The sequence below is a fragment of the Mesorhizobium sp. M1403 genome (assembly GCF_040317695.1).
In the GTDB taxonomy this organism is placed as follows: Bacteria; Pseudomonadota; Alphaproteobacteria; order Rhizobiales; family Rhizobiaceae; genus Mesorhizobium.
Genome location: NZ_JAMYKY010000001.1, coordinates 598,295 through 621,813 on the forward strand (window position 1 = coordinate 598,295; position 23,519 = coordinate 621,813).

At 62.6% G+C, this 23,519-nt stretch carries 25 protein-coding genes and 1 tRNA gene; 18 read left to right on the top strand and 8 right to left on the bottom strand.

Annotated elements, in window-relative coordinates:
- Positions 1–43: 43 nt before the first annotated feature.
- The 8 genes from glpD (at position 44) to glpK (ending at position 9,435) form a co-directional block, all read left to right on the top strand.
- Entirely contained in the window at positions 44–1,570 is a 1,527-nt protein-coding gene (gene glpD / locus NKH01_RS03015; protein WP_353018882.1) for a glycerol-3-phosphate dehydrogenase, read from the top strand.
- Between the two features lie 39 nt (positions 1,571–1,609).
- On the top strand, positions 1,610–2,689 hold the full coding sequence (locus NKH01_RS03020) for an ABC transporter ATP-binding protein (protein ID WP_353018885.1): 1,080 nt from the start codon (positions 1,610–1,612) through the stop codon (positions 2,687–2,689).
- A gap of 9 nt (positions 2,690–2,698) precedes the next feature.
- Positions 2,699–3,766 (top strand): ABC transporter ATP-binding protein, encoded by a 1,068-nt coding sequence (locus tag NKH01_RS03025; protein WP_353018886.1) that lies wholly within the window; start codon positions 2,699–2,701, stop codon positions 3,764–3,766.
- Position 3,767: 1 nt separating this feature from the next.
- Complete coding sequence (locus NKH01_RS03030) at positions 3,768–4,634, top strand: carbohydrate ABC transporter permease (RefSeq protein WP_352642119.1); 867 nt, start codon at positions 3,768–3,770, stop codon at positions 4,632–4,634.
- A gap of 1 nt (position 4,635) precedes the next feature.
- Positions 4,636–5,550, top strand: coding sequence for a carbohydrate ABC transporter permease (locus tag NKH01_RS03035; RefSeq protein ID WP_352642121.1), 915 nt, complete (start codon positions 4,636–4,638; stop codon positions 5,548–5,550).
- A 173-nt stretch (positions 5,551–5,723) separates the two neighbouring features.
- The gene (locus tag NKH01_RS03040; protein ID WP_031193610.1) at positions 5,724–5,990 is read left to right on the top strand and encodes a DUF2160 domain-containing protein; all 267 of its coding nucleotides are present in this window, start codon (positions 5,724–5,726) and stop codon (positions 5,988–5,990) included.
- Positions 5,991–6,067: 77 nt separating this feature from the next.
- On the top strand, positions 6,068–7,795 hold the full coding sequence (locus tag NKH01_RS03045; protein WP_023717770.1) for an ABC transporter substrate-binding protein: 1,728 nt from the start codon (positions 6,068–6,070) through the stop codon (positions 7,793–7,795).
- Between the two features lie 146 nt (positions 7,796–7,941).
- Positions 7,942–9,435, top strand: a complete 1,494-nt coding sequence (glpK, locus tag NKH01_RS03050; protein ID WP_353018887.1) for a glycerol kinase GlpK — start codon at positions 7,942–7,944, stop codon at positions 9,433–9,435.
- Positions 9,436–9,583: 148 nt separating this feature from the next.
- On the opposite strand, the gene NKH01_RS03055 is transcribed toward glpK, so the two are convergent.
- Positions 9,584–10,063: a BA14K family protein gene (locus tag NKH01_RS03055; RefSeq protein ID WP_353018889.1), complete on the bottom strand. Its 480-nt coding sequence runs from the start codon at positions 10,061–10,063 to the stop codon at positions 9,584–9,586.
- 308 nt (positions 10,064–10,371) lie between these two features.
- Here NKH01_RS03055 and NKH01_RS03060 point away from each other — a divergent pair.
- Positions 10,372–10,447: transfer RNA gene (locus tag NKH01_RS03060), tRNA-Lys, on the top strand.
- An 87-nt stretch (positions 10,448–10,534) separates the two neighbouring features.
- Here NKH01_RS03060 and NKH01_RS03065 read toward each other — a convergent pair.
- From NKH01_RS03065 to NKH01_RS03085, 5 genes are read right to left on the bottom strand one after another with little or no spacing between them, the layout of a single operon-like run.
- Positions 10,535–10,930 (bottom strand): hypothetical protein, encoded by a 396-nt coding sequence (locus tag NKH01_RS03065; protein WP_023717767.1) that lies wholly within the window; start codon positions 10,928–10,930, stop codon positions 10,535–10,537.
- Positions 10,931–10,974: 44 nt separating this feature from the next.
- Positions 10,975–12,099 carry a DNA-processing protein DprA gene (dprA, locus tag NKH01_RS03070; protein ID WP_352817429.1) on the bottom strand — a complete coding sequence of 375 codons (1,125 nt, stop codon included), beginning with the start codon at positions 12,097–12,099 and terminating at the stop codon, positions 10,975–10,977.
- Complete coding sequence (plsY, locus tag NKH01_RS03075; RefSeq protein WP_352482272.1) at positions 12,096–12,683, bottom strand: glycerol-3-phosphate 1-O-acyltransferase PlsY; 588 nt, start codon at positions 12,681–12,683, stop codon at positions 12,096–12,098. Before plsY ends, dprA begins: the two co-directional genes overlap by 4 nt.
- A 57-nt stretch (positions 12,684–12,740) precedes the next feature.
- On the bottom strand, positions 12,741–14,027 hold the full coding sequence (locus NKH01_RS03080; protein ID WP_023717764.1) for a dihydroorotase: 1,287 nt from the start codon (positions 14,025–14,027) through the stop codon (positions 12,741–12,743).
- Positions 14,024–14,989 (bottom strand): aspartate carbamoyltransferase catalytic subunit, encoded by a 966-nt coding sequence (locus NKH01_RS03085; protein WP_352482274.1) that lies wholly within the window; start codon positions 14,987–14,989, stop codon positions 14,024–14,026. Before NKH01_RS03085 ends, NKH01_RS03080 begins: the two co-directional genes overlap by 4 nt.
- Before the next feature lie 155 nt (positions 14,990–15,144).
- Here NKH01_RS03085 and NKH01_RS03090 point away from each other — a divergent pair, with 155 nt between their 5' ends.
- The 3 genes from NKH01_RS03090 (at position 15,145) to NKH01_RS03100 (ending at position 17,802) form a co-directional block, all read left to right on the top strand.
- Positions 15,145–16,773: a DNA alkylation response protein gene (locus NKH01_RS03090; protein WP_353018893.1), complete on the top strand. Its 1,629-nt coding sequence runs from the start codon at positions 15,145–15,147 to the stop codon at positions 16,771–16,773.
- Between the two features lie 163 nt (positions 16,774–16,936).
- A complete protein-coding gene (locus NKH01_RS03095; protein ID WP_352817432.1) occupies positions 16,937–17,491 on the top strand; it encodes a hypothetical protein in 555 nt (184 codons plus the stop codon).
- Positions 17,491–17,802 carry a DUF6105 family protein gene (locus NKH01_RS03100; RefSeq protein ID WP_023717760.1) on the top strand — a complete coding sequence of 104 codons (312 nt, stop codon included), beginning with the start codon at positions 17,491–17,493 and terminating at the stop codon, positions 17,800–17,802. Before NKH01_RS03095 ends, NKH01_RS03100 begins: the two co-directional genes overlap by 1 nt.
- On the opposite strand, the gene ruvX is transcribed toward NKH01_RS03100, so the two are convergent.
- A complete protein-coding gene (gene ruvX / locus NKH01_RS03105) occupies positions 17,769–18,254 on the bottom strand; it encodes a Holliday junction resolvase RuvX (protein ID WP_023717759.1) in 486 nt (161 codons plus the stop codon). The two genes, NKH01_RS03100 and ruvX, sit on opposite strands and share 34 nt — an antisense overlap.
- 117 nt (positions 18,255–18,371) lie before the next feature.
- Here ruvX and NKH01_RS03110 point away from each other — a divergent pair, with 117 nt between their 5' ends.
- The 6 genes from NKH01_RS03110 (at position 18,372) to NKH01_RS03135 (ending at position 22,740) form a co-directional block, all read left to right on the top strand.
- A complete protein-coding gene (locus NKH01_RS03110) occupies positions 18,372–19,079 on the top strand; it encodes a metal-dependent hydrolase (protein ID WP_352858286.1) in 708 nt (235 codons plus the stop codon).
- Between the two features lie 23 nt (positions 19,080–19,102).
- Positions 19,103–19,519 (top strand): hypothetical protein, encoded by a 417-nt coding sequence (locus NKH01_RS03115; RefSeq protein ID WP_353004235.1) that lies wholly within the window; start codon positions 19,103–19,105, stop codon positions 19,517–19,519.
- 76 nt (positions 19,520–19,595) lie between these two features.
- Positions 19,596–19,883: an Asp-tRNA(Asn)/Glu-tRNA(Gln) amidotransferase subunit GatC gene (gene gatC, locus NKH01_RS03120; protein ID WP_023717756.1), complete on the top strand. Its 288-nt coding sequence runs from the start codon at positions 19,596–19,598 to the stop codon at positions 19,881–19,883.
- 7 nt (positions 19,884–19,890) lie between these two features.
- Positions 19,891–20,349 carry a GNAT family N-acetyltransferase gene (locus NKH01_RS03125; protein WP_352855350.1) on the top strand — a complete coding sequence of 153 codons (459 nt, stop codon included), beginning with the start codon at positions 19,891–19,893 and terminating at the stop codon, positions 20,347–20,349.
- Positions 20,349–21,914, top strand: a complete 1,566-nt coding sequence (locus NKH01_RS03130; RefSeq protein ID WP_352494592.1) for an amidase — start codon at positions 20,349–20,351, stop codon at positions 21,912–21,914. Before NKH01_RS03125 ends, NKH01_RS03130 begins: the two co-directional genes overlap by 1 nt.
- 28 nt (positions 21,915–21,942) lie before the next feature.
- A complete protein-coding gene (locus NKH01_RS03135) occupies positions 21,943–22,740 on the top strand; it encodes a YdcF family protein (RefSeq protein WP_023717753.1) in 798 nt (265 codons plus the stop codon).
- Here the strand turns inward: NKH01_RS03135 and NKH01_RS03140 are convergent.
- Positions 22,713–23,432 (bottom strand): DUF599 domain-containing protein, encoded by a 720-nt coding sequence (locus tag NKH01_RS03140; RefSeq protein WP_352494594.1) that lies wholly within the window; start codon positions 23,430–23,432, stop codon positions 22,713–22,715. The genes NKH01_RS03135 and NKH01_RS03140 overlap by 28 nt on opposite strands.
- Positions 23,433–23,519: the final 87 nt, after the last annotated feature.

Sequence of the window (23,519 nt, forward strand, 5' to 3'; positions counted from 1 at the left end):
AAAACTCAAAAATGCTGCAATGCGAAATCGAGGGAGGACTTCTTTGGGCGCATCACCGATCCATGACATTTTCGTCATCGGTGGCGGCATCAATGGCTGCGGCATTGCCCGCGATGCCGTTGGGCGTGGCTTTTCGGTCTTCCTTGCCGAGATGAACGATCTGGCCAGCGGAACCTCTTCCGGCTCGACCAAACTGATCCATGGCGGCTTGCGCTATCTCGAATTCTACGAATTCCGCCTGGTGCGCGAAGCGCTGATGGAACGCGAGATCCTGTGGAGGAACGCGCCGCATATCATCTGGCCGATGCGCTTCGTGCTGCCATACGCCAAGGGGCTGCGTCCGGCCTGGCTGATCCGGCTCGGGCTTTTTCTCTACGACCATATTGGCGGGCGCAAATTGCTGCCGCCGACGAAAACGCTGGACATGGCCAAGGATCCGGCCGGCAAGCCGCTGAAGCCGCTTTTTCGAAAGGCGTTCGAATATTCCGACGGTTGGGTCAACGATGCCCGGCTGGTTGTGTTGAACGCCCGTGACGCTGCCGAGCGCGGTGCAACCGTTCGAACCCGAACAAGGGTCGTCAGCGCACGCCGCGAAGGCAATCTCTGGACGGTCAGGCTTGAAAACGTGCGGACCGGCGATACCGAGGAGGTCAAGGCGCGGCTGCTGGTCAATGCCGCCGGCCCGTGGGTCGATCAGGTGCTTTCAGCCACCGTCGGCTTGAACGACGTGCACAATGTCCGCCTCGTGCAAGGCAGCCACATCGTCGTTGGCAAGAAATTCGACGACCCACGCGCCTATTTCTTTCAGAACAAGGACGGGCGCATCATTTTCGCCATCCCATACGAAGACGAGTTCACGCTCATCGGCACCACCGACCGGGACTATCCCGGCGATCCGCACGACGTCAGGATCAGTGATGCCGAGATCGACTATCTCTGCGCTGCGGCAAGCGAATATTTCGCGCAGCCGGTCAATCCGTCGGATATCGTCTGGACCTATTCCGCGGTGCGCCCGCTCTACGACGATGGCGCCTCAAAGGCGCAGGAAGCCACCCGCGACTATGTGCTGAAGGCCGATGGAGGCGAGGGTGCCGCCCCGATCGTCAACGCCTTTGGCGGCAAGATCACGACCTACCGCCGATTGTCGGAATCGATGCTCGAGAAGATCGAGGGTTTTCTCGGCAAGCGCGGCAAACCATGGACGGCAAACGCGCCGCTGCCCGGCGGTGACTTTCCCGTCACCGGCTTCGATGCCGAGGTGGCGAAACTGAAAACGGCGTACCCGTTCCTCGACGCGCGGCTGGCCCGCAGGTTGACTCGGCTCTACGGCACCCGCGCAAGGAAGCTGCTGGGCCTCGCCAAGTCGAACGTCGATTTTGGCCGCAACTTCGGCGCCGATCTCTACGAAGCCGAGGTGCGCTACCTCGTCGAAAACGAATGGGCGATGACCGCCGAGGATGTATTGTGGCGCCGGACCAAGCGCGGCCTGCGTCTCAGCCGTGAGCAGGCGGCAGTGCTCGACGAGTTCATGCGCGGAATAAGCCGGCAGCACGTAGCGGCTGCCGAATAGGGACGGCCGACTAATGCAGAAAGCCTGGGAGGAGGCATCATGCTTGAACTGAGAAACGTGACGAAGACGGTGGGTGCGGCGGAACATATCCGCGACGTCTCGCTGACGCTTCAGCACGGCTCGCTCAACGTCCTGCTCGGGCCGACGCTCTCCGGCAAGACCAGCCTGATGCGGCTGATGGCGGGCCTCGACGTGCCGACCTCCGGCTCGGTCTGGTTCGATGGCAAGGATGTCACCGGCACGCCTGTGCAAAAGCGCAACGTCGCCATGGTCTACCAGCAATTCATCAACTATCCGGCGATGACGGTCTACGAAAACATCGCCTCACCGCTGCGGGTGGCCGGCACGGATCAGGCAACGATCGACAGGGAGGTGCGCAATGCCGCCGCCCTTCTCAAACTCACGCCCTATCTCGATCGCACGCCTCTCAGTCTGTCGGGCGGCCAGCAGCAGCGCACCGCGCTGGCCCGCGCCATCGTCAAGAATGCCAGCCTCGTGCTGCTCGACGAGCCGCTCGCCAACCTAGACTACAAGCTGCGCGAAGAATTACGCGCGGAACTGCCGAAGATATTCGCGGCCGCCGGCACAATCTTCGTTTATGCCACGACCGAGCCGCACGAGGCCTTGCTGCTCGGCGGCAACACGGCGACGCTTTCCGAAGGCAGCATCACCCAGTTCGGGCCGACCATCGAAGTGTTCCGCAAGCCGGTCGATCTGGTGACGGCGAGAACCTTCGCCGATCCGCCGCTCAACACCATCGTGCTTGCCAAGAAGGGCCTGGATTTCCTGCTCGAGGGCGGCGTGAAATTGCCGGTGCCGGCCGAACTCTTCGGCATTGCCGATGCGATCTATACGATCGGCTTCCAGCCTCATCATCTTTCCCTCAATCGGCCCGACGCCGCCGCGGTGCCGGTGCGCGCAAAGGTGACGATCACCGAGATCACGGGATCGGAAAGCTTCATCCATCTCGATTTTGCCGATGCGCGCTGGGTCATGCTGACCCACGGCATTCGCGACTTCGAGCCGGACGAGGAGGTCGAGGTGTTCATCGACCCGCGCCACATCATGGTCTTCGACGAGCACGGCCGCGCCGTGGCCGCGCCGAAGCTGGCGGCTTAGGAGGAAGCGATGGCGCGCATCGATGTCAATCATATCCGCCACTCTTATCTGCAGAACCCCCGCACGGATGCCGATTTCGCGCTGAAGGAAGTGCACCACACGTTCGAGGATGGCGGCGCCTATGCGATGCTAGGCCCGTCCGGCTGCGGCAAGACTACGCTGCTCAACATCATTTCGGGATTGCTGCATCCCTCGCACGGCCAGTTGCTGTTCAACGGCAGGGACGTGACCAATCTGTCGACCCAAGAGCGCAACATTGCCCAGGTCTTCCAGTTCCCGGTGATCTACGACACGATGACCGTCTACGACAATCTGGCGTTCCCGCTGCGCAATCGCGGCGTGCCGGAGGCCGACGTCGACCGCAAGGTGCGCGAGACGCTGGAGATGACCGGGCTGGCCGATATGGCCAAACGAAAGGCGCGCGGACTGACCGCCGATCAGAAGCAGAAAATCTCGCTCGGACGCGGGCTGGTGCGCTCCGACGTCAATGCCATCCTGTTCGACGAGCCTTTGACCGTCATCGACCCGCATATGAAATGGGTGCTGCGCTCGCAGTTGAAGCAGCTTCACCGCCGCTTCGGCTACACCATGGTCTATGTCACGCACGACCAGACCGAGGCGTTGACCTTCGCCGACAGGGTGGTCGTCATGTATGACGGCGAAATCGTGCAGATCGGCACACCGGCGGAGCTGTTCGAGCGCCCGCGCCACACCTTTGTCGGCTATTTCATCGGCTCGCCCGGCATGAATGTCATGCCGGTGGCGATCGACGGCAAGACCGCGAAGCTGGGCTCGCAGCAGATCGAACTGCCGGGCGTGCCCAAGGCGGGCGGCGGCGCCATCGAGCTCGGCATCCGTCCCGAATATGTGCGCCTGGGCAGCCAGGGCATGGCCGTCCGGGTCAGCAAGATCGAGGACGTCGGCCGCCATAAGGTGGTCCGTGCCAATCTCGAAGGGCGCGAGATCGCCGCCGTCATCGGCGAGGACGAGATAGTTCCGGCCGATCCGAAGGTGCGGTTCGACCCGGCCGGCATCAACATCTATGCCGATTCCTGGCGCGTCGAGATGGGAGCCTGAAGTGGAAAAGACCTGGAACAACAGAGCCTGGTTCCTGGTGCTGCCGGTGCTGCTGCTGGTGGCGTTCTCGGCGGTCATACCGCTGATGACGGTTGTCAATTATTCGGTGCAGGACACTTTCGGCAACAACGTCTTCTTCTGGGCCGGCACCGAGTGGTTCGAGGAACTGCTTTCCTCCAGCCGCTTCTGGCAAGCGATGATCCGCAACCTTGTCTTCTCCTTCATCATCCTGGCGATCGAAGTGCCGCTCGGCATCTTCATTGCACTCAATATGCCGAAGAAGGGTTGGGGCGTGCCTGTTTGCCTTGTTTTGATGGCGTTGCCGCTGCTGATCCCGTGGAACGTCGTCGGCACCATCTGGCAGGTGTTCGGGCGCAACGACATCGGCCTGTTCGGCTACTACGTCAATGCGCTCGGCATCGACTACAACTATGTGCAAGATCCCTACGACGCCTGGGTCACCGTCATCATTATGGACGTCTGGCATTGGACCAGCCTTGTGGTGCTGCTCTGCTATGCCGGCCTGGTCTCGATCCCGGATGCCTTCTACCAGGCTGCCAAGATCGACGGTGCCTCGCGCTGGGCGGTGTTCCGCTATATCCAGTTGCCGAAGATGAACCGGGTGCTGCTGATTGCAGTGCTGTTGCGCTTCATGGACAGCTTCATGATCTATACCGAGCCGTTCGTGGTGACCGGCGGCGGACCCGGCAACTCGACGACGTTCCTGTCCATCGACCTCGTCAAGACGGCGCTTGGCCAGTTCGATCTCGGCCCGGCGGCGGCGATGTCGCTGGTCTACTTCCTCATCGTCCTGTTGTTGTCATGGGTATTCTACACCGTGATGACCAATTACGACGCGGAGCGCTGAAATGAGCCGCACCGAAGAGAGAGCCGACAGAGTGAGCGAGACGACAGCTTCGGAAGGGCTCGTCAGCACACTGCGGCAGGACGAGATCGCACGGCTGATGCGCCGTCGCGGCGAGGAGTCGCGCTGGTGGTGGATCGTGCCGACGCTCTACATCATCGTCCTGCTTTTGCCGATCTACTGGCTCATCAATATGAGCTTCAAGACCAATGGCGAGATCGTCTCGTCGCTGACGCTCTACCCGCACGCGCCGACATTGGCGAATTACCGCACCATTTTCACCGACGCGTCGTGGTATTCGGGCTACATCAACTCGATCACCTATGTGGTTATGAACATGGTGATTTCGGTGGCCGCAGCACTGCCTGCTGCCTATGCTTTTTCGCGCTATCGCTTCCTCGGCGACAAGCATCTGTTCTTCTGGCTGCTGACCAACCGCATGGCGCCGCCGGCGGTGTTCGCGCTGCCATTCTTCCAGCTTTATTCGGCCTTCGGCCTTATCGACACCCATATCGCCGTGGCTCTGGCGCATTGCCTGTTCAACGTGCCGCTGGCGGTGTGGATCCTCGAAGGCTTCATGTCGGGGGTGCCGAAGGAGATCGATGAGACCGCCTATATCGACGGCTATTCGTTCCCGCGCTTCTTCATCAAGATCTTCATGCCGCTGATTGCGAGCGGCATCGGCGTGGCGTGCTTCTTCTGCTTCATGTTCTCGTGGGTCGAGCTGCTGATCGCCCGCACGCTGACGACCACGGACGCCAAGCCGATCGCCGCGACCATGACCCGCACCGTTTCGGCCGCCGGCATGGATTGGGGGCTGCTCGCCGCAGCCGGCGTGCTGACGCTGATTCCCGGCGCGCTCGTCATCTGGTTTGTGCGCAACTACATCGCCAAGGGCTTTGCCCTGGGGAGGGTATGATGGAGCAGGTCGACAGAAGCCCATGGTGGTGGGCCGTGCTGTTTCTCGCCCTGGTCGTCGTGGCCTGGGTGGCCCTTCAAATCGATTTCGTGGCAATAACGGTAGGCTTCAGCGATCCGGCCAATATCCGCCTGTGGGGATTTAACCTCTCGTCCAACCTCGATTTTTCGTGGATGGCCTGGACGTGGCCGACCGCGGCCTTCTTTGGAACCATCTTTCTGCTGCTTTGCGGCATGGCGGTGTGGGAATACGTCTCGCCGGGCGGCAATCCGCGCGTCGGCGTGCTGCGCTTCGAAACGACGCGCGGCGACCGCTTGTTCCTGTCGCTGCTTGGCAGTGCCTTTATCCATCTCGCTTGGCTGGGTCTAGTCGGACCCAATCTGTGGTGGGCTCTCGCTCTCTCCGTGGTCTACGCCGTCGGCGTGTTCCGCTACGTATAGAGGGGGAAACTGTTGGAACGGCGGCGTGCCGGCCGCCGATCCAGATCGCACTTTGAACTTAACAGTGGAGGAAATACATGCGACGGCAATTCTTGACATCAACAACTGCGCTTGTCCTGTTGCTCGGGGCAAGCAACGCCTATGCCGGAATGGACGAGGCCAAGGCCTTCCTGGACAAGGAAATCGGCGACCTGTCGACGCTCGACCGCGCCGGCCAGGAAGCCGAAATGCAATGGTTCATCGATGCCGCGAAACCTTTCGCCGGCATGGATATCAAGGTGGTTTCCGAAACCATCGCCACGCATCAGTATGAATCGCAGGTGCTGGCGCCGGCCTTTACAGCCATCACCGGCATCAAGGTTACGCACGACGTCACCCAGGAAGGCGACGTTGTCGAGAAGATCCAGACCCAGATGCAGACCGGCCAGAACCTCTATGACGGCTGGGTCAACGATTCCGATCTGATCGGCACGCACTGGCGCTACCAGCAGGTGCGCAACCTGACCGACTGGATGGCAGGCGACGGCAAGGATGTCACCAACCCGAATCTCGACCTGAAGGATTTCATCGGCACCTCGTTCACCACCGCGCCCGACAAGAAACTCTACCAGCTTCCTGACCAGCAGTTCGCGAACCTCTACTGGTTCCGTTACGACTGGTTCAACGACGAGAAGAACAAGGCGGACTTCAAGGCCAAATACGGCTACGACCTCGGCGTGCCGGTGAATTGGTCGGCCTATGAGGACATTGCAGCGTTCTTCACCGGGCGTGAGATCGACGGCAAGAAGGTCTACGGCCATATGGACTATGGCAAGAAGGACCCGTCGCTCGGCTGGCGGTTCACCGACGCCTGGCTGTCGATGGCCGGCAATGGCGACAAGGGCATTCCGAACGGTCTGCCCGTCGACGAATGGGGCATCAAGGTCGACGAGAATTCGCGTCCGGTCGGTTCCTGCACGGCGCGCGGCGGCGACACCAATGGTCCGGCTTCCGTCTACTCCATCCAGAAGTATCTCGATTGGCTGAAGGCCTATGCACCGGCGGAAGCCCAAGGCATGACCTTCTCCGAATCGGGGCCAGTTCCGGCGCAGGGCGCGGTTGCCCAGCAGATCTTCTGGTACACCGCCTTCACCGCCAGCATGGTCGACGCCAGCGCCAAGGCCGTGCTGAACGACGACGGCACGCCGAAGTGGCGCATGGCGCCGTCGCCGCATGGCGTCTACTGGAAGGACGGCATGAAGCTCGGCTATCAGGACGTCGGTTCCTGGACGCTGATGAAGTCGACGCCGACCGACCGCGCCAAGGCCGCCTGGCTCTACGCGCAGTTCGTCACCTCGAAGACGGTCGACGTGAAGAAGAGCCATGTCGGCCTGACCTTCATCCGCGAGAGCACGATCCACGACAAGAGCTTCACCGAACGTGCGCCAAAGCTCGGCGGCTTGATCGAGTTCTACCGCTCGCCGGCGCGCGTCCAGTGGTCGCCGACCGGCACCAACGTGCCGGACTATCCGAAGCTGGCACAGCTCTGGTGGCAGGCGATCGGCGATGCTTCGTCGGGCGCCAAGAGCCCGCAGGAAGCGATGGACTCGCTCTGCGCCGAGCAGGAAAAGGTGATGAGCCGCATCGAGAAGTCGGGCGTCCAGGGCGATATTGGCCCGAAGATGGCCGAAGAGCATGACCTCGCCTACTGGAACGCCGACGCGGTCAAGAAGGGCAATCTCGCTCCTCAGCTCAAGATCGAGAACGAGAAGGAAAAGCCGGTCACCATCAACTACGACGAGCTGGTGAAGAGCTGGCAGCAATAGGACCGTTTGATGCGGGCGTCCGCGCCCGCATCGCCATGCTCAGGGGAGGCGGCATGTTGCCGTCTCCCCTGTTTGCGTGAACGGCTCCGCGCCGTCTGGCGTCGAGACACCGTAGCACCTTTGAATTCGCTTCGACGGGAGAGAGAATGACCGGATACATCCTTGCAATCGACCAGGGGACGACATCGAGCCGGGCGATCCTGTTCGCCGACAAGATGAAGGTCGTCGGCAGCGGGCAAAAGGAATTCACTCAATATTATCCGGCCTCCGGCTGGGTCGAGCACGATCCCGAGGAGATATGGGCAAGCGTCGTGGAAACGGTGAAGGCCGCGCTGAAGACAGCTGGCCGCAACGCAGCCGAAGTCGCCGCGATCGGCATTGCCAACCAGCGCGAAACCGTCGTCATCTGGGACAAAGAGACCGGCAAGCCGATCCACAACGCGATTGTCTGGCAGGACCGCCGCACCGCGCCGCTATGCCAGAAACTGAAGAAGCTGGGGCTGGAGAAGAAATTCACAAAAAAGACCGGCCTGCTACTCGATCCCTATTTCTCCGGCACCAAGATCGCCTGGATGCTGGACAAGGTGAAGGGCGCCAGAAAACGCGCCGAGAAGGGCGAACTGCTGGCCGGCACCATCGACAGTTTTCTGATTTGGCGCCTGACTGGCGGCAAGGTCCACGCCACTGACGCCACCAATGCCTCGCGCACACTGGTCTACAACATCGAACAAAATGCCTGGGACGACGAGCTGCTGGCCATTCTTGGCATACCTGCAAGAATGCTGCCGCAGGTGAAAGATTGTGCCGATGATTTTGGAATCACAGACAAAAGCCTGTTTGGTGCAGAGATCAGAATCCTCGGTGTGGCCGGCGACCAGCATGCGGCGGCGATCGGCCAGGCCTGTTTCGATCCGGGCATGATGAAATCCACCTACGGCACCGGTTGCTTCGCGCTGCTCAACACCGGCAGCGATCTGGTGCGTTCGAAGAACCGGCTTTTGACCACCATCGCCTATAGGCTGAACGGCAAGACCACCTATGCACTGGAGGGCTCGATCTTTATCGCCGGCGCCGCCGTACAATGGCTGCGCGACGGCATCAAGGTGATCGGCAAGGCCGAGCAGAGCGGCAAATTGGCGGCGGAAGCCGATCCAACGCAGAACGTCTATCTGGTGCCGGCTTTCGTCGGGCTCGGCGCACCGCACTGGGATGCCGAGGCGCGCGGCGCCATCTTCGGGCTGACCCGCAATTCGGGGCCGGCGGAATTTGCCCGCGCGGCACTGGAATCCGTTGCCTTCCAGACCCGCGACCTGCTTGACGCCATGCGAAAGGACTGGAAGGGCGCCTCGGCCAAGACCGTGCTCAGGGTCGATGGCGGCATGGTGGCGTCGGACTGGACCATGCAGCGGCTGGCCGACATTCTCGATGCGCCGGTCGACCGGCCGACAATTCTCGAGACGACGGCGCTTGGTGCGGCTTGGCTGGCCGGCTCGAAGGCGGGTGTCTGGCCGAAGGCCGCGGAATTCGCCAGGAGTTGGGCGCTCGAGCGCCGGTTCAAGCCGGACATGGATGCTTCGACACGTGCCGCCAAGCTGGCAGGTTGGCGCCACGCTGTACGCAGGACGCTCAGTACTCAATAGGCAGGGATGCCACCGGATACGCACTAATGAAACACTCGCGCCGTTTCGGGCGCGGGCCTGCAGCCTCTAATCTAATGCATGTCGCGCAAACAGCGGTTTTGCGATAGCGCGTCGCATGAGGCCGATCGAACGCGACGCGCTTTAGGACTCAGTAAGGCGACCGGCACTGCCGGCGCGGACCGTAGTTGGGCTGGTAAGTGTTGTCAGAAGCGCGATAGCTCCGATAACGGTCGTAGCACCACTGCACGTGGGCATCGCCACGATAGACACGATTCTGGCTGTTGACGATGGCGCCCGTAATCAGCGCTCCGGTGGCGAAGGCGGCCAGCGGGAACCAGTAGTCACCGTGACGGCGATAGCCGCGACGATATTCGCGATAGCCGCGATGGCCACGCCAATACATGCCATCGTCACGCGCAAAATTGCGCCGGGAGAAATCGCGACGCGAGAAATCGCGGTTGAAACTCCGGTGCCTCCGCCACGGCTCGTACTGGACGGTCCGGACATTCGAGGTGATCCCCTGGGCCGGGGGCGCATAGCTGGGCTGAGCGTTGACTGGCACGATCTCCGCGGCAGCGAATGAGATCGAAAGAGTGGTCGCGAGCAGGCCCGACATGATCCTATTCATGGTCTTCTCCTTGAAACGCATGTCCCTTATCGCGGGAAACGGGCAGGCTGCGCAAATTGTTCCGCCAAAAATCCCAAGTTGCTGATCCGCAAAGGTTCTCCCGATTTGCTGCTTGCCTTTGTCGCCATAGAGGGCGAGCTTCGGCCTTGTGCGAGAGGGAGGCAGTTCCGTCAACGCCGAAGCGCTCCGCAAGGCATGATGACACTGCTGGAAAGCCCGGTGTGCGAGCCGTCTTTTTCCGGTTGACCGGCAGAGGCACTCTCCCTATGTTCCGCGCAATTTCGAGGGCGGCCTTTCTGAGCCCGCGGGAGCGCGTAGCTCAGCCGGTAGAGCAACTGACTTTTAATCAGTAGGTCATGGGTTCGAATCCCATCGCGCTCACCAAAATCCAAATGTACGGCCCGGAGACATGGGTAACAGTTTGTACCTAAGAAATGGGTGACAACCTCGTGCCGAACGCATGCGGTGGCCTTAACCACCCGCCCCATCGTCCATCATCGTGCCGGTGAGCGCCTCATAGGCTCTGCTGCACAGCTGCGAATGCGGACAATCCTTCACGATAAGCGCCGGCACCACCGTGAGAACCGCTGCGGCAAGGATTTGCGGGCAAAGACCGACGGCGCTTACCTTTCTGCCGAACACGCCGGCCAGGAAAAAGTAGAGACCCTGGGCCATGCAGGCTGCCGTCAGAATGCCCAGAAGCGTGCTCGTCCCTCTTGCGAAGGGCGTTGTATAGCTGTCGGGAAAACCCAGCGTGCCGAGATCCATCGACCATTGCAGCGCCAGCACGACGCTCAATGCCGCCCAAACGAAGGCCGTCTTACGAGTGAACAGCGTCCGCTTTGGTTTGTTGCTTAGATCGGTCATGAAATCACGTCTGAATGCGCGCCGGGACATGCGCAAGCTCCCGGTCAAATCAGCGAGACACTACCGCCGGCATGGCGTTCGAGCCGGCCGGCGAGGTCGAGCTCCAGCAGCACCATGAACACTTGGGCGGGATGCAGGCCGGTGTGGCGGATGATCTCGTCGACTGCTACCGGCGTCGGGCCGAGTGCCTCGACGACGCGGTCGCGGTCATCCTCGCGCGGCGGCGGCGTTGCCGAAAAGTCGGGCGGCTCTTCAAGCGGCGATGTCCTTGGCGCCCAGGCGCCGACCAGCGGCGCGATCGCACTGGTGACATCGGCGGCCTCGGTGACAAGGGTGGCGCCGTCCTTGAGCAGGCCATTGGTGCCGGCGGCGCGCGGATCGAGCGGCGAACCGGGAACGGCGAAGACCAGTCGGCCCATCTCACCGGCAAGCCGGGCGCTGATCAGCGAGCCGGAGCGCTGTGCGGCCTCGACCACCACCAATCCCAATGCGGCGCCAGCAACAAGCCGGTTGCGGCGCGGAAAATCCTGCGCGCGCGGCTGCCAGCCAAACGGCATTTCCGAGACGATGGCGCCACCGCGCTCGGCAATCTCGTCGCACAGCCCGGCATTTTCGGGCGGGTAGGGCAAATCGAGGCCGCCGGCGAGCACACCGATCGTGCCGGTCGAAAGGCTGCCCTGGTGCGCGGCCGTATCGATGCCGCGCGCCAAGCCGGAGACGATGCCATAGCCGTCGCGGCCGAGATCCGCCGCCAGCATCCGCGCCATCTTGATGCCGGCCAGCGAGGCGTTGCGAGCGCCGACGATGGCGACCGCGGGCAAGCGGAAAACCGCACTACTGCCCCTGACCGCGAGCAACGGCGGCGGATGGTCCATGCTCTTCATCAGCGGCGGATAATCCGCCTCGCCGATGCCGACGAAGCGGGCGCCCGCCCGCCTGGCTGCCTCCAGCTCGGCCTCGGCCTCGGCAATGGACGGAATGCGGACGATTTTTTTGGCGCCACCCGAAATCATCAGCTCCGGCAGCATCGCAAGCGCTGCTTCGGCCGAACCGAACCGGTTGATCAGGTCGCGAAAGGAAGCCGGGCCGACATTCGGCGTGCGGATCAGGCGAAGCCAGCTCAGCCGCTGCCGGTCGCTGAGGCGCGGCCCGGCGGCGGGCTCGCTCACTCCTTTGCCCCGATCTTACCCTCGGTGCCGGCAAGCAGCCGCGCAATGTTGGCGCGGTGCTTTATGATGACGATCAGGCTCATCGCCGCGAAAAGCCCGGCAATCTGCGGCGTGCTCAGGAAGTACAAGGCCACTGGCACGACGACCGCTGCCGTCAATGCCGCCAGCGAGGAGTAGCGGAACAGGAAAGCCACCGCGAGCCAGACAACGGCGAAGATCACCGCCACCTGCCAGGCAAGGCCGATCAGCACGCCGAGGTAGGTGGCGACACCCTTGCCGCCCTTGAAGCCGAGCCAGACCGGAAAGAGGTGGCCTAGAAACGCACCGAAACCGGCCCAGAGTCCGAGCTCAGGTGCAAAGCGGCCGGCGATCAGCACAGCCGCGGTGCCTTTAAGGGCGTCGAGCAGCAGGGTGGCCGCCGCCAGACCCTTGTTGCCGGTGCGCAGCACATTGGTGGCGCCGATGTTGCCGGAGCCGATGTTGCGCACGTCGCCGAGGCCGGCGGCACGGGTGATCAGCAGCCCGAAGGGGATCGAGCCGAGAAGATAGCCGAACACCAATGCCAAGACGGGACTGTAAGCCATTGTTCCCCCGAAGTTTCCTTGGCTGAACGGATTTGAAGGCGTGACGCCTGTTCCGTCCTAGGCCGAAAACACTGTGCGGCCCGCCACCATCGTTTGCAAGACCTTGCCTTGCAGCCGCGCGCCTTCGAAACAGGTGTTTTTCGAGCGCGAGCGGATGCCGCTCTCGCTGACGATCCATGGCTCGTCCAGATCGACGAGTGCAAGGTCGGCCAAAGCCCCCGGTTTCAGCGTGCCGCCGGGCAGGCTGAACAATCTTGCCGGCGCGGTGGATAAGGTCTCGACCAGCCGGAGCAGCGTCACGTCGCCATTGTGATAGAGCCGCAGCGCCGCGCCCAGCAGCGTTTCCAGCCCGATGGCGCCGGCCGCAGCATCGGCGAAGGGCAGGCGCTTGGTGTCGACGTCCTGCGGGTCGTGCGAGGAGACGATGAGGTCGATGGTGCCGTCCTTGACCGCCTCGATCATCGCCAGCCGGTCTTCCTCGGCGCGCAGCGGCGGCGTCAGCCGGAAGAAGGTGCGGTACTCGCCGACATCATTCTCGTTGAGCGACAGATTGTGGATCGACACGCCTGCTGTGACGTTGGCGCCGTCGGCTTTTGCGCGCGCTACCGCGTCTGCCGCCATAGCCGTCGAGATCTTGGCAGCGTGATAGGAGCCGCCGGTCAGGCGAGCCAGCGCGAGATCGCGCTCCAGGGGGATTGATTCGGCCTCGCGAGGAATGCCGGCAAGGCCAAGCCAGCTTGCGTAAAGGCCTTCGTTCATCACGCCGGCCGAGGCGAGATCGGCGTCCTGGGTTTCATGCGCGATGACGCCGTCGAAATCGCGCGCGTAGGTCAGCGCGCGACGCATCACCAGCGCGCTGGCGATAGAATGCCGGCCGTCGGTGAAGGCGACCGCTCCAGCCTCGCGCAATAGGCCGAATTCGGTCATCTCGCGGCCTTCCAGCCCCTTGGTGATCGCTGCCGCCGGAAAGATGTTGACGATTGCCGTGTCCTTGGCGGTGCGCAGCACAAACTCGACCAGTGCGACATTGTCGATCACCGGGTCGGTATCGGGCATCATGACGATTGAGGTGACGCCGCCCGCCGCCGCAGCAATGCTCGCCGATGCGATGGTTTCGCGGTGTTCGCCGCCCGGTTCGCCGATGAAGACACGTGCATCGATCAGGCCGGGGATGATCGCCTTACCAGCGCACTCGATGATCGTGGCGTCTTCGGGCGCGCCCTGGTTCAAGGCCGCCTTGCCGGCGGCAACGATTTTGCGCCCTTCGACGATGACGGTGCCTATCTCGTCGATGCCGCGCGATGGGTCGACGATGCGGGCGCGGCTGAAGACCGTTATGCTCATGCGCCGCGGCCCTCGTGGTTTCGACGGGGGTCGAGCAGCGCTTCCATCACCGCCATGCGCACGGCGACGCCCATCTCAACCTGTTCCTGGATAACGCTTTGCGGGCCGTCGGCGATCTCGGAGGCGATCTCGACTCCGCGGTTCATCGGGCCGGGATGCATGACCAGCGCACCGTCCTTGGCCGCTTTCAGCTTCTCGGCGTCGAGCCCGAAATAGCGGAAATATTCGCGCACCGAGGGTACGAAAGCGCCTTCCATGCGTTCGCGCTGCAGGCGCAACATCATCACCACGTCGGCGTCCTTCAGACCCTCGCCCATCGAGCGGGTGACGATGACGCCCATCTTCTCGATGCCGGCGGGCAAAAGCGTCGAAGGGGCGACGACCCGTACTTGGGCACCGAGTGCGTTGAGCAGAATGATATTGGAGCGGGCCACGCGCGAATGCAGGATGTCACCGCAGATCGCCACGATCAGCTTCGATAACGGACCCTTGGCGCGGCGGATGGTCAGCGCGTCGAGCAGCGCCTGCGTTGGATGTTCATGAGCGCCGTCGCCGGCATTGACCACCGAGCAGCCGACCTTTTGAGCAAGAAGTGCCGCCGCGCCCGCCGATTGGTGGCGGATGATCAATATGTCGGGGCGCATGGCGTTCAGCGTCATCGCGGTATCGATCAGCGTCTCGCCCTTCTTCACCGACGAGCTTGCCACCGACATGTTCATGACGTCGGCGCCGAGCCGTTTGCCGGCCAGCTCGAACGACGATTGCGTACGGGTCGAGGCTTCGTAGAAGAGATTGATCTGGGTGCGGCCGCGCAGCGTCGATGTCTTCTTGTCCGATTGCCGCGAGATGGCAACGGCCCGGTCCGCCCGGTCGAGCAGAAGCTCGATGTCGGCGGGGGAAAGATCGCGGATGCCTAGAAGATGGCGGTGGGGATAAAGTGGAAGGGACGATGCGTCAGTCATCTCAAGTCGCTGCTATAGGGGGGAGGCTCCGCGGCTGCAAGCACCGGCTTGGGATTGGATCGGTTCTCCCCGGTATTTTCGTCGCGCGCCGCCGGCCATAGGCTATAAACCGCGATGACTTTGGATTCGCAGACTTAAGGTGATAAGGACGAAGCGTGACCGACGACGTGACCAACCAGCCGCCGCCGCTGGCCGGCGGCAACGCCTGGCGGGGCGATCCGTTGCTGATCCAGCTTGCCGAGCGCTTTTCCGATCCGGTGCGTAAGGACCTCGACGGGCTTGGCCGTTTCGTTTTGACGCATGAGGCGCAGGAGCTGGCCCGTCTTGCCAATGTCGAGACGCCGAAGCTCAGGACCCATGATCGCCAGGGCCGGCGCATCGACCAGGTCGAGTTCCACCCCGCCTATCACGCACTGATGCGCCGCTCGGTCGCCAACGGGCTGCATTCGTCGGTCTGGGAGAATGGCGACGCCGAGATCGGCCGCCGCCACCAGGTGCGCGCCGCGCGCTTTTACCTCACGGCTGAGCTCGAAACCGGGCATCTTTGCCCGATCACCATGACCAGCGCTTCGCTGGCAGCGCTGATGGCCAGCCCGAAACTGTTTCGCGAATGGGCGCCTCGGGTGACGACGCGCAAATACGATCAGGGCCAAAAGCCGCCGGTCGAAAAAGCCGGGCTGACGCTCGGCATGGGCATGACCGAGAAGCAAGGCGGTACCGATGTTCGTGCCAACGTCACCAAGGCCGAGCGCGCCGGCAGCGGTTTTTATCGCCTGACCGGCCACAAATGGTTCATGTCGGCGCCGATGTCGGATGCCTTCCTGGTGCTCGGACAGGCGCCGGAGGGACTGTCGTGCTTTCTGGTTCCCCGCTTGCTTGGCGACGGATCCGGCAACGGCTTCCGCTTTCAGCGGCTGAAGGACAAGCTCGGCAACCGCTCCAATGCGTCCTCCGAGGTGGAATTCGTCAATGCCATCGGCGAGATGGTTGGCGAGCCCGGCGGGGGCGTGAAGACGATCATGGACATGGTGACCCTGACGCGGCTCGACTGTGCCGTCGCCTCCTCGGCGATCATGCGGGCCGGACTGGCCGAGGCCATCCACCATACGCGCCACCGCCAGGTGTTCGGAACCAATCTGATCGAGCAGCCGCTGATGCAGCGTGTTCTGGCCGACATGGCGCTCGACGTTGCCGCCGCTACCGCGCTGTCGTTCCGGCTGGCGCGCTCCTTCGACGAGGCGGCCGGCGACCGCGGCGAGGCGGCCTTCGCCCGCGCCATGACGCCGGTCGTCAAATACTGGGTCTGCAAGATTGCGCCGCCGCTGCTCTATGAGGCGATGGAATGCCTCGGCGGCAATGGCTATGTCGAGGAGGGGCCGCTCGCCCGCTACTATCGCGAAGCTCCGGTCAACGCGATCTGGGAGGGTTCAGGCAACGTCATGGCGCTCGACGTGTTGCGAGTGCTCGGCCGCGCGCCAGGCCTGTTCGATGACGTGCTGGCCGGCATCGACCGCGATCTCGGCGCTGGCGGACGCGGCACCGTCGGCGTGCTCAAGGCAGCAATGCAGGTCGCTGCAACCGACGAGGGCTCAGCGCGGCTGTTGACCGAGCAATTGGCATTGTCGGCGGCGGCGGCAGAGCTGCGCAGGCTGGGGGCAGGGCGGATCGCCGACGCCTTCGTCGAGACGCGCCTCGCCGGCCAGTGGCGCAACACCTATGGAATGCTCGATTCGCGCCACGATGCGCGGATGATCATCGACACGCTCTACCCGCCGATCAACTAGTGCCGTCGCCCGGGTCGTAGCCGCTTTTTTTCGCGCGCCCTGTGGATGATCGTTAACCTTAACAAATGGTTTCCATTGCGGCGGCCGGTGGCAAAGCCCAGTGTTATGGTTAAGGCAAGGACTGTTCGGCTGAGCGGTCTTTGTCCTGCGAAGCAGGAGCGTCATGCGGCATATTTTGAGCTCTTTTCTGGCATTGCATTGGGCGGCCGTTTTCGCCCTGCTGGCGTTCATCTGCATCGATGGGAATCGTGGCGTCGCGGCGGCCCTTGGCGTGCTCGGCGTTCCCGTCCAGAACACTCGCTTTGCCGATCTTGAAAACGCCGTCGTCGTGGCGCCGCTCGCCGTGGCATTGCTTGTCGTCGCGGTGCTGTTCTGCTGGGCATTTGTTGAAGCATTGACCAGCGACGCCACCAACCCGGACCCAGCCGACAGTGTTGTGCGGATCGCCTTCATCTCGGCCTCGGGCGTGCTGTCGTTGATCGTCATCGGCGGCGCTGCGCAAGGCATCAATGGGCTGTTCATGGTTGTCGCCGTGCAATTGGCGGCACTTCTGGCGTCATATGTCGCGATGCTCGCCGAGCGGCGCTCAGCCGCTGCCGCGGCAGTTCCAGTGACCGGCGAAATCCGCGCGGCCGCGCATATCATGGCCAAGGCAGCGGCGCACAATTCCTCGCTTGCCCGCATTTCGGGCCGGCCGGATTCGAGGGACGATCGCTGATGCGCACCTTGTTCGCGCTGTGGGCGGCTCCGCTCCTCCTGTTCTGGGGCTGGTTCTTTCTGTCGCTCAACGACATCAATTTCGGCTATGTCATGCTGAGCCGCCAATTGCACGATCTCGTTTTCCAGCTCTACGGGCAGATGCTCGGCGTCGATCCGGCGCTCATCCCGGGCATGGTGGCGAAGGCTTGCGTCTTCGACGGCCTGCTGCTGATGGCGTTCTGGGCATTTCGCCGCCGCAAGGCGATCGGCAGCTGGATCAAGGCAACGCGCAATCGCTACTTCGACCAGGCATCGACGCCGAGCGCCTGAAGCCGGTCGAGAACGCCCTGCAGGATGAAGGCCGCCGCCGCTGAATCGATCTTGCCGGCGCGTTTCTTGCGCGAAAAATCCATCTCGATCAGTGTCCGCTCGGCCGCCACCGTCGACAGCCTTTCGTCCCAAAAGACGAACGGCAGATCGGTCAATCCAGCCATGTTGCGGACGAAAGCGCGGGATTTTTGGGCGCGTGGGCCTTCCGAGCCGTCCATATTGATGGGGAGGCCGATTACCACTGCGCCAGCATTTTCCTTCTGCAGCAGAGCGAGCAGCACCGCGGCATCGAGCGAGAATTTCTTGCGCATGATGACAGGGCGCGGGTGCGCGAAGGACAAGCCGCGGTCCGAAACCGCGACACCGATCGTCTTGTCGCCAAGGTCGAGCCCAGCCAGGGTCTTGCCGCCGCCGAGCCGGCCCGGCAACTCCTCGATCGTGATGATGCCCAACGGCTTTTCCTTTGACCGCGACGCTGCACTTCCTATACGCGCAACATATGCCGCGGCACTTTAATTTCGCCGTCGGCGTTCTAGCCTCTACCGAAGCAAAAATCGAGGAAGGCATTGATGAAACTTACCTGGTACGGACACTCGGCATTCCGCGTCGAAATCGAAGGCGCGAAAATCCTCATCGACCCGTATCTGGTCGGCAATCCATCATGGACAGGCGGCTGGGAAGGGCCGGCCGAAGGGGTCACGCACGTGTTGCTTACCCATGGCCACAGCGACCACATCAGCGGCGCCGTCGAAGTGCTCAAGAAAAGCGGCGCGATGCTGGTCGCCAATTTCGAGATTTGCATGTACCTGGTCGGCAAAGGCGTCAGTGACAAGCAGATCAATCCCGGCAATATCGGCGGTACCGTCGATTGCGGCGGCTTCACCACCACTTTCGTTCAGGCTCTGCATTCATCGTCCTTTCCTGGCGAGGGCGGCCAGAACACCTATCTCGGCAATCCGGGCGGGCTCGTCCTGCACTTCCCCGAGGATAAGACGCTCTATCATATGGGCGACACCGACATCTTTTCCGACATGGCGCTGATCAACGAGTTACATGAGCCGAAGATCGGCATCGCGCCGATCGGCGACCGCTTCACCATGGGTGGTGCGGTGGCAGCTCTTGCCTGCCAGCGTTTCTTCAAGTTCGAGACGGTCGTTCCCGCTCACTTCGGCACATTTCCGATGATAGATCAGACCGCCGACAAGTTTGTGGCCGGGCTGGACGGATCGGGTGTGAAAGTGGCGTTGCCGAAGATCGGCGAGACGATTACGCTGTAGGAACGCCGAACCGGAATGACGACATGGGTCTGAGAAACTCTCTTTGCATTTCTATGCTGGTTGCCGCATCGCCGGCGCTGGCCGCCGAGGATTTCATCGAGGGCATCTATCTGCAATCGGAGGATCTCTGCGCGCAGGCCAAAAAGGATACGCTGCAGACGGTGATCGAGGGCGGCAATATCGTACTGTCGGCAAACGGACTGGAAAGCATCGAATATAACTGCGAGTTCCTGCAGATCACCAAGGCGGCACGCTCGCCAAGCTGGGCGGTGACCGCCATCTGCCAGGAGCCGGGCTACGTCTTTCCGGATGTTCTCTCACTGACTCAGATGAACGCGAAGCAGATCGACCTGGTTTCGGTTCGGCCTGCCGCGGACGAAAGCGAGCAGAGCGGCAACGGCGGCAGCTATTTCCTCTGCGACGGCGTGGCAATGCCGTAGGGCAGTTGTCGGCACGATGCATGTTGCGCGGCACGCGCTGCGCCGCTATAGCGCTGGTTTTCCCCGAGGCACAAACATGTCCGTTGATATTAAAACCGTGAAGCGCGTCGCGCACCTTGCCCGCATTGCGGTGAGCGAGGAGGATGCAGAGCGCATGACCGGCGAATTGAACGCCATTTTGGGCTTTGTCGAGCAGTTGAACGAGGTCGATGTTTCCGGCGTCGAGCCGATGACCTCGGTCACGCCGATGGCAATGAAGAAGCGCCAGGACGTCGTCACCGACGGCAGCAAGGCAGCCGACATCGTCGCCAACGCGCCGGCAACCGAAGAGAACTTCTTTCTCGTGCCAAAGGTCGTGGAGTAGCTGGCCGATGGGAATCGAGATCGCCGCGGAGACGCCGCTGCAGGACGATGTGCGTGGGCTGGTCGAGGAGCTCAACGCCACATTGCTGGAGTTGACGCCGCCGGAGCATTGCTACCATTTGACGGTCGAGCAGATGGCGGACCGCGAGACGACCGTTTTCATCGCCCGCGACGACGGCCTTGCCATCGGTTGCGGCGCGCTGAAGCGCCACGACGCTGTCGTCGGCGAGGTCAAGCGTATGTATACGCGGCCTTCGCATCGCGGCCGCAAGATCGGTGCGATGATCGTCGAGCGGATCGAGGGCTTGGCGCGCCAAGAAGGGCTGAAGCGTCTGGTGCTGGAGACGGGCGACCGTCATCCCGCCGCCTGGACCGTCTACGAACGCGCCGGTTTTTCGCGCTGCGGGCCGGTGCTGAATTACCCCAATTCCGAGTGGTCGGTGTTTTACGAAAAGAGCCTTGCCTGATGAGCGACCTGACCCAACTGACGATTTCGCAGGCCCGCGCCAAATTGCGCTCCAGGGAGATCACCGCCACCGAAGTCACCGAGGCTTATCTGTCGGCGATCGAGCGAGCCAATCCTGCGCTCAATGCCTATATCGTGGTCACCGGCGACAAAGCGCGCGACATGGCCAAGGCCTCCGACGCGAAACTGGCCAAGGGCGAGGGCGGGTCCCTCGAGGGTATCCCGCTCGGCATCAAGGATCTGTTCGGCACCGAAGGCGTCCACACCCAGGCCTGCAGCCACGTGCTTGACGGGTTCAAGCCGCGCTACGAATCGACTATCACCGCCAATCTGTGGGCGGATGGCGCCGTCATGCTCGGCAAGCTCAACATGGACGAGTTCGCCATGGGCTCGTCCAACGAGACCTCGTATTACGGGCCTGTCATCAACCCGTGGCGGCGTTCGCGGCTCGACACGGTGGTAATGCCGACGACACATCAGGGCGAGGGCGGCTTCGTTTCGGCGGGCGGCACCAGGACCGCGCGCACGTTGGACAATGCCCAGCTGGTGCCGGGCGGTTCGTCCGGTGGCTCGGCATCAGCCGTCTCGGCCTTCCTGTGCGCCGGCGCTACCGCCACCGACACCGGCGGCTCGATCCGCCAGCCCGCCGCCTTCACCGGCACGGTCGGCATTAAGCCGACCTATGGCCGCTGCTCGCGTTGGGGCGTCGTCGCCTTCGCCTCGTCGCTCGACCAGGCCGGGCCGATCGCGCGCGACGTGCGCGATGCCGCGATCCTGTTGAAGTCGATGGCTTCGGTCGACCCGAAGGACACGACCTCCGTCGACCTGCCGGTGCCGGATTACGAGGCGGCGATCGGCCGCTCGATCAAGGGGATGAAGGTCGGCATCCCCAAGGAATACCGTGTCGACGGCATGCCCGAGGAGATCGAGGCGTTGTGGCAGAAGGGCATTGCCTGGCTGAGGGATGCCGGCGCCGAGATTGTCGACATCTCGCTGCCGCACACGAAATACGCGCTGCCGGCCTATTACATTGTTGCGCCCGCCGAAGCCTCGTCCAACCTCGCCCGTTACGACGGCGTCCGCTATGGATTGCGCGTGCCCGGCAAGGACATTGTCGACATGTATGAAAAGACCCGCGCCGCCGGCTTCGGGCGTGAGGTCAAGCGCCGCATCATGATCGGCACCTATGTGCTTTCCGCTGGCTACTACGATGCCTACTATCTGCAGGCGCAGAAGGTTCGTAACCTGATCAAGCGCGATTTCGAAAATGTGTTTGTCGCAGGTGTCGACGTCATCCTGACGCCGGCAACGCCGTCCGCCGCCTTCGGCATCGCAGACGAAGACATGGCCGCCGACCCGGTCAAGATGTATCTCAACGACATCTTTACGGTGACGGTGAACATGGCCGGCTTGCCCGGCATCGCGGTTCCGGCCGGGCTCGACGCCAAGGGGCTGCCACTCGGCCTGCAGCTGATCGGCCGGCCTTTCGACGAGGAAACGCTGTTCCAGACCGCCCATGTCATCGAACAGGCGGCCGGCACATTTCAGCCGGAAAAATGGTGGTAGGATCGTTTCTCATCTGAGGGGGTGAGGGATGTTCTTCTATGTCTCCAAGGTCCTGTGGCTCTTCGTCCAGCCGCTTAATCTCGCGATCATCCTGCTGCTGGCTGGATTGCTTGCGGCATTGGTCGGGCGCAAAAGGCTATTTGCCACCGGCAGCGTGCTGGCCTTCCTTGTCCTGGCACTGTCAGCATGGACCTCGCTCGGCGCAGTGATGCTCAATCCGCTCGAGGAGCGTTTCCCTAAGCCACCCCTGCCGGAAAGGGTTGACGGAATCGTTGTGCTCGGCGGCGGTATGGACGGCGCCATCAATTTCGTTCGCGGCGGTTATGAACTCAACGCCAGTGGCGATCGAATTGTCGAGGCAGCCGTGCTGGCGCGGCGTTTTCCGACAGCGAGAGTCGTCATTTCAGGCGGCCCCGTTGCAATAATCGGTGAGGACGAAGGCGACTCAACCACGGCGCCACGCGTACTCACTGCGCTCGGCGTGGCGGCCGATCGTCTGATCCTGGAAGACAAGTCACGCAACACCTACGAGAATGCCGTCTTCACCAAGCGGCTGATTACGCCGAAACCCGGCGAGATCTGGCTGCTGGTGACCTCAGCCTTCCACATGCCGCGCGCCAAGGCGCTGTTCGACAGAGCCGGCTTCCCGACGGTTCCATGGCCGGTCGACTACCGCACCTCCGGTAAGGAAGGTATCAGCCTGTTCCGCAAATCTACCAACGAAGCGCTGCAGACCACGACCATCGCGATTCGCGAATGGATCGGGCTCGTCGCCTATTGGCTGTCGGGCCGCATTGATCAGCCTTTTCCCGGGCCGGGCGGCTGACCGAGCACCGCCTGCCGCGCCGCCGAGAAAAATTGGCGGCGCACCAGCACCGCCAGAAGCAGCAGCGTCGATAGCACGAAAACGGCGGGATCGACGAACCAGCCAAGATAACCGATCGAGAAGAACACGCCGCGCAGCCCGGAATTGAAATGCTTCCCGGCCAGCATGTTCATGCGGGCCGCGCGCCACACCGCCGTTTCGGTGACCGGATTGCGCGACGCCTCGCCATGCGGAATCGGCACCGCGCCGATCAGGATCGAGCAATAGTTGAACAGCCGGTAAGCCCAGCCGAACTTGAAGAAGGAAAAGGCCAGGATCAGCACCAGCCCGAACACCTTCGTCTGGAAGGCGGCGCGTGAGGATGTGGCGCCAAACGGCAGGTCGCTCAGCACAGTGAGAACCTGATCGGAAGCGCCGAGCAAGGCAAAACAGCCGCCGATCGCAATCAGCGAACTGGAGGCAAAGAAGGCGGTCCCCTGTTGCAGGCCGCTCATGATGGCGGTGTCGACGATGCGGATCTCGCGTTCGGCCATGGTCCTCATCCAGGCCTCGCGCTGCGCGTTCATCGCCCTCGTCAGCGACATGCGGCTGACCAGCATTCCGTCGGCGGCGAGCGTATGCAGCACCCACGCGGCGAGGAAGAACCCCAGCGCTGCAAGGTCGGCCGTCGATAGATGAAAGGAATCGCTCATGCGGTGCTTTTACCACAAGCCGAGGCAACGCTTCGATGGCCGAAGCCGGAATGTCGCTGCCGGAGCAAACAAGGTCGGCAGGCGCAG

Bases quoted from the DNA above. Each gene is read 5' to 3' on its own strand.
- NKH01_RS03085 (WP_352482274.1), bottom strand. From the start codon at position 14,989: ATGACTGACGCATCGTCCCTTCCACTTTATCCCCACCGCCATCTTCTA.
- NKH01_RS03125 (WP_352855350.1), top strand. From the start codon at position 19,891: ATGGGAATCGAGATCGCCGCGGAGACGCCGCTGCAGGACGATGTGCGT.
- glpK (WP_353018887.1), top strand. From the start codon at position 7,942: ATGACCGGATACATCCTTGCAATCGACCAGGGGACGACATCGAGCCGG.
- NKH01_RS03115 (WP_353004235.1), top strand. From the start codon at position 19,103: ATGGGTCTGAGAAACTCTCTTTGCATTTCTATGCTGGTTGCCGCATCG.
- NKH01_RS03045 (WP_023717770.1), top strand. From the start codon at position 6,068: ATGCGACGGCAATTCTTGACATCAACAACTGCGCTTGTCCTGTTGCTC.
- NKH01_RS03140 (WP_352494594.1), bottom strand. From the start codon at position 23,432: ATGAGCGATTCCTTTCATCTATCGACGGCCGACCTTGCAGCGCTGGGG.
- NKH01_RS03040 (WP_031193610.1), top strand. From the start codon at position 5,724: ATGGCCTGGACGTGGCCGACCGCGGCCTTCTTTGGAACCATCTTTCTG.
- gatC (WP_023717756.1), top strand. From the start codon at position 19,596: ATGTCCGTTGATATTAAAACCGTGAAGCGCGTCGCGCACCTTGCCCGC.
- plsY (WP_352482272.1), bottom strand. From the start codon at position 12,683: ATGGCTTACAGTCCCGTCTTGGCATTGGTGTTCGGCTATCTTCTCGGC.
- NKH01_RS03035 (WP_352642121.1), top strand. From the start codon at position 4,636: ATGAGCCGCACCGAAGAGAGAGCCGACAGAGTGAGCGAGACGACAGCT.
- NKH01_RS03095 (WP_352817432.1), top strand. From the start codon at position 16,937: ATGCGGCATATTTTGAGCTCTTTTCTGGCATTGCATTGGGCGGCCGTT.
- NKH01_RS03130 (WP_352494592.1), top strand. From the start codon at position 20,349: ATGAGCGACCTGACCCAACTGACGATTTCGCAGGCCCGCGCCAAATTG.
- NKH01_RS03135 (WP_023717753.1), top strand. From the start codon at position 21,943: ATGTTCTTCTATGTCTCCAAGGTCCTGTGGCTCTTCGTCCAGCCGCTT.
- NKH01_RS03020 (WP_353018885.1), top strand. From the start codon at position 1,610: ATGCTTGAACTGAGAAACGTGACGAAGACGGTGGGTGCGGCGGAACAT.
- NKH01_RS03055 (WP_353018889.1), bottom strand. From the start codon at position 10,063: ATGAATAGGATCATGTCGGGCCTGCTCGCGACCACTCTTTCGATCTCA.
- NKH01_RS03110 (WP_352858286.1), top strand. From the start codon at position 18,372: ATGAAACTTACCTGGTACGGACACTCGGCATTCCGCGTCGAAATCGAA.
- NKH01_RS03065 (WP_023717767.1), bottom strand. From the start codon at position 10,930: ATGACCGATCTAAGCAACAAACCAAAGCGGACGCTGTTCACTCGTAAG.
- NKH01_RS03080 (WP_023717764.1), bottom strand. From the start codon at position 14,027: ATGAGCATAACGGTCTTCAGCCGCGCCCGCATCGTCGACCCATCGCGC.
- NKH01_RS03025 (WP_353018886.1), top strand. From the start codon at position 2,699: ATGGCGCGCATCGATGTCAATCATATCCGCCACTCTTATCTGCAGAAC.
- NKH01_RS03100 (WP_023717760.1), top strand. From the start codon at position 17,491: ATGCGCACCTTGTTCGCGCTGTGGGCGGCTCCGCTCCTCCTGTTCTGG.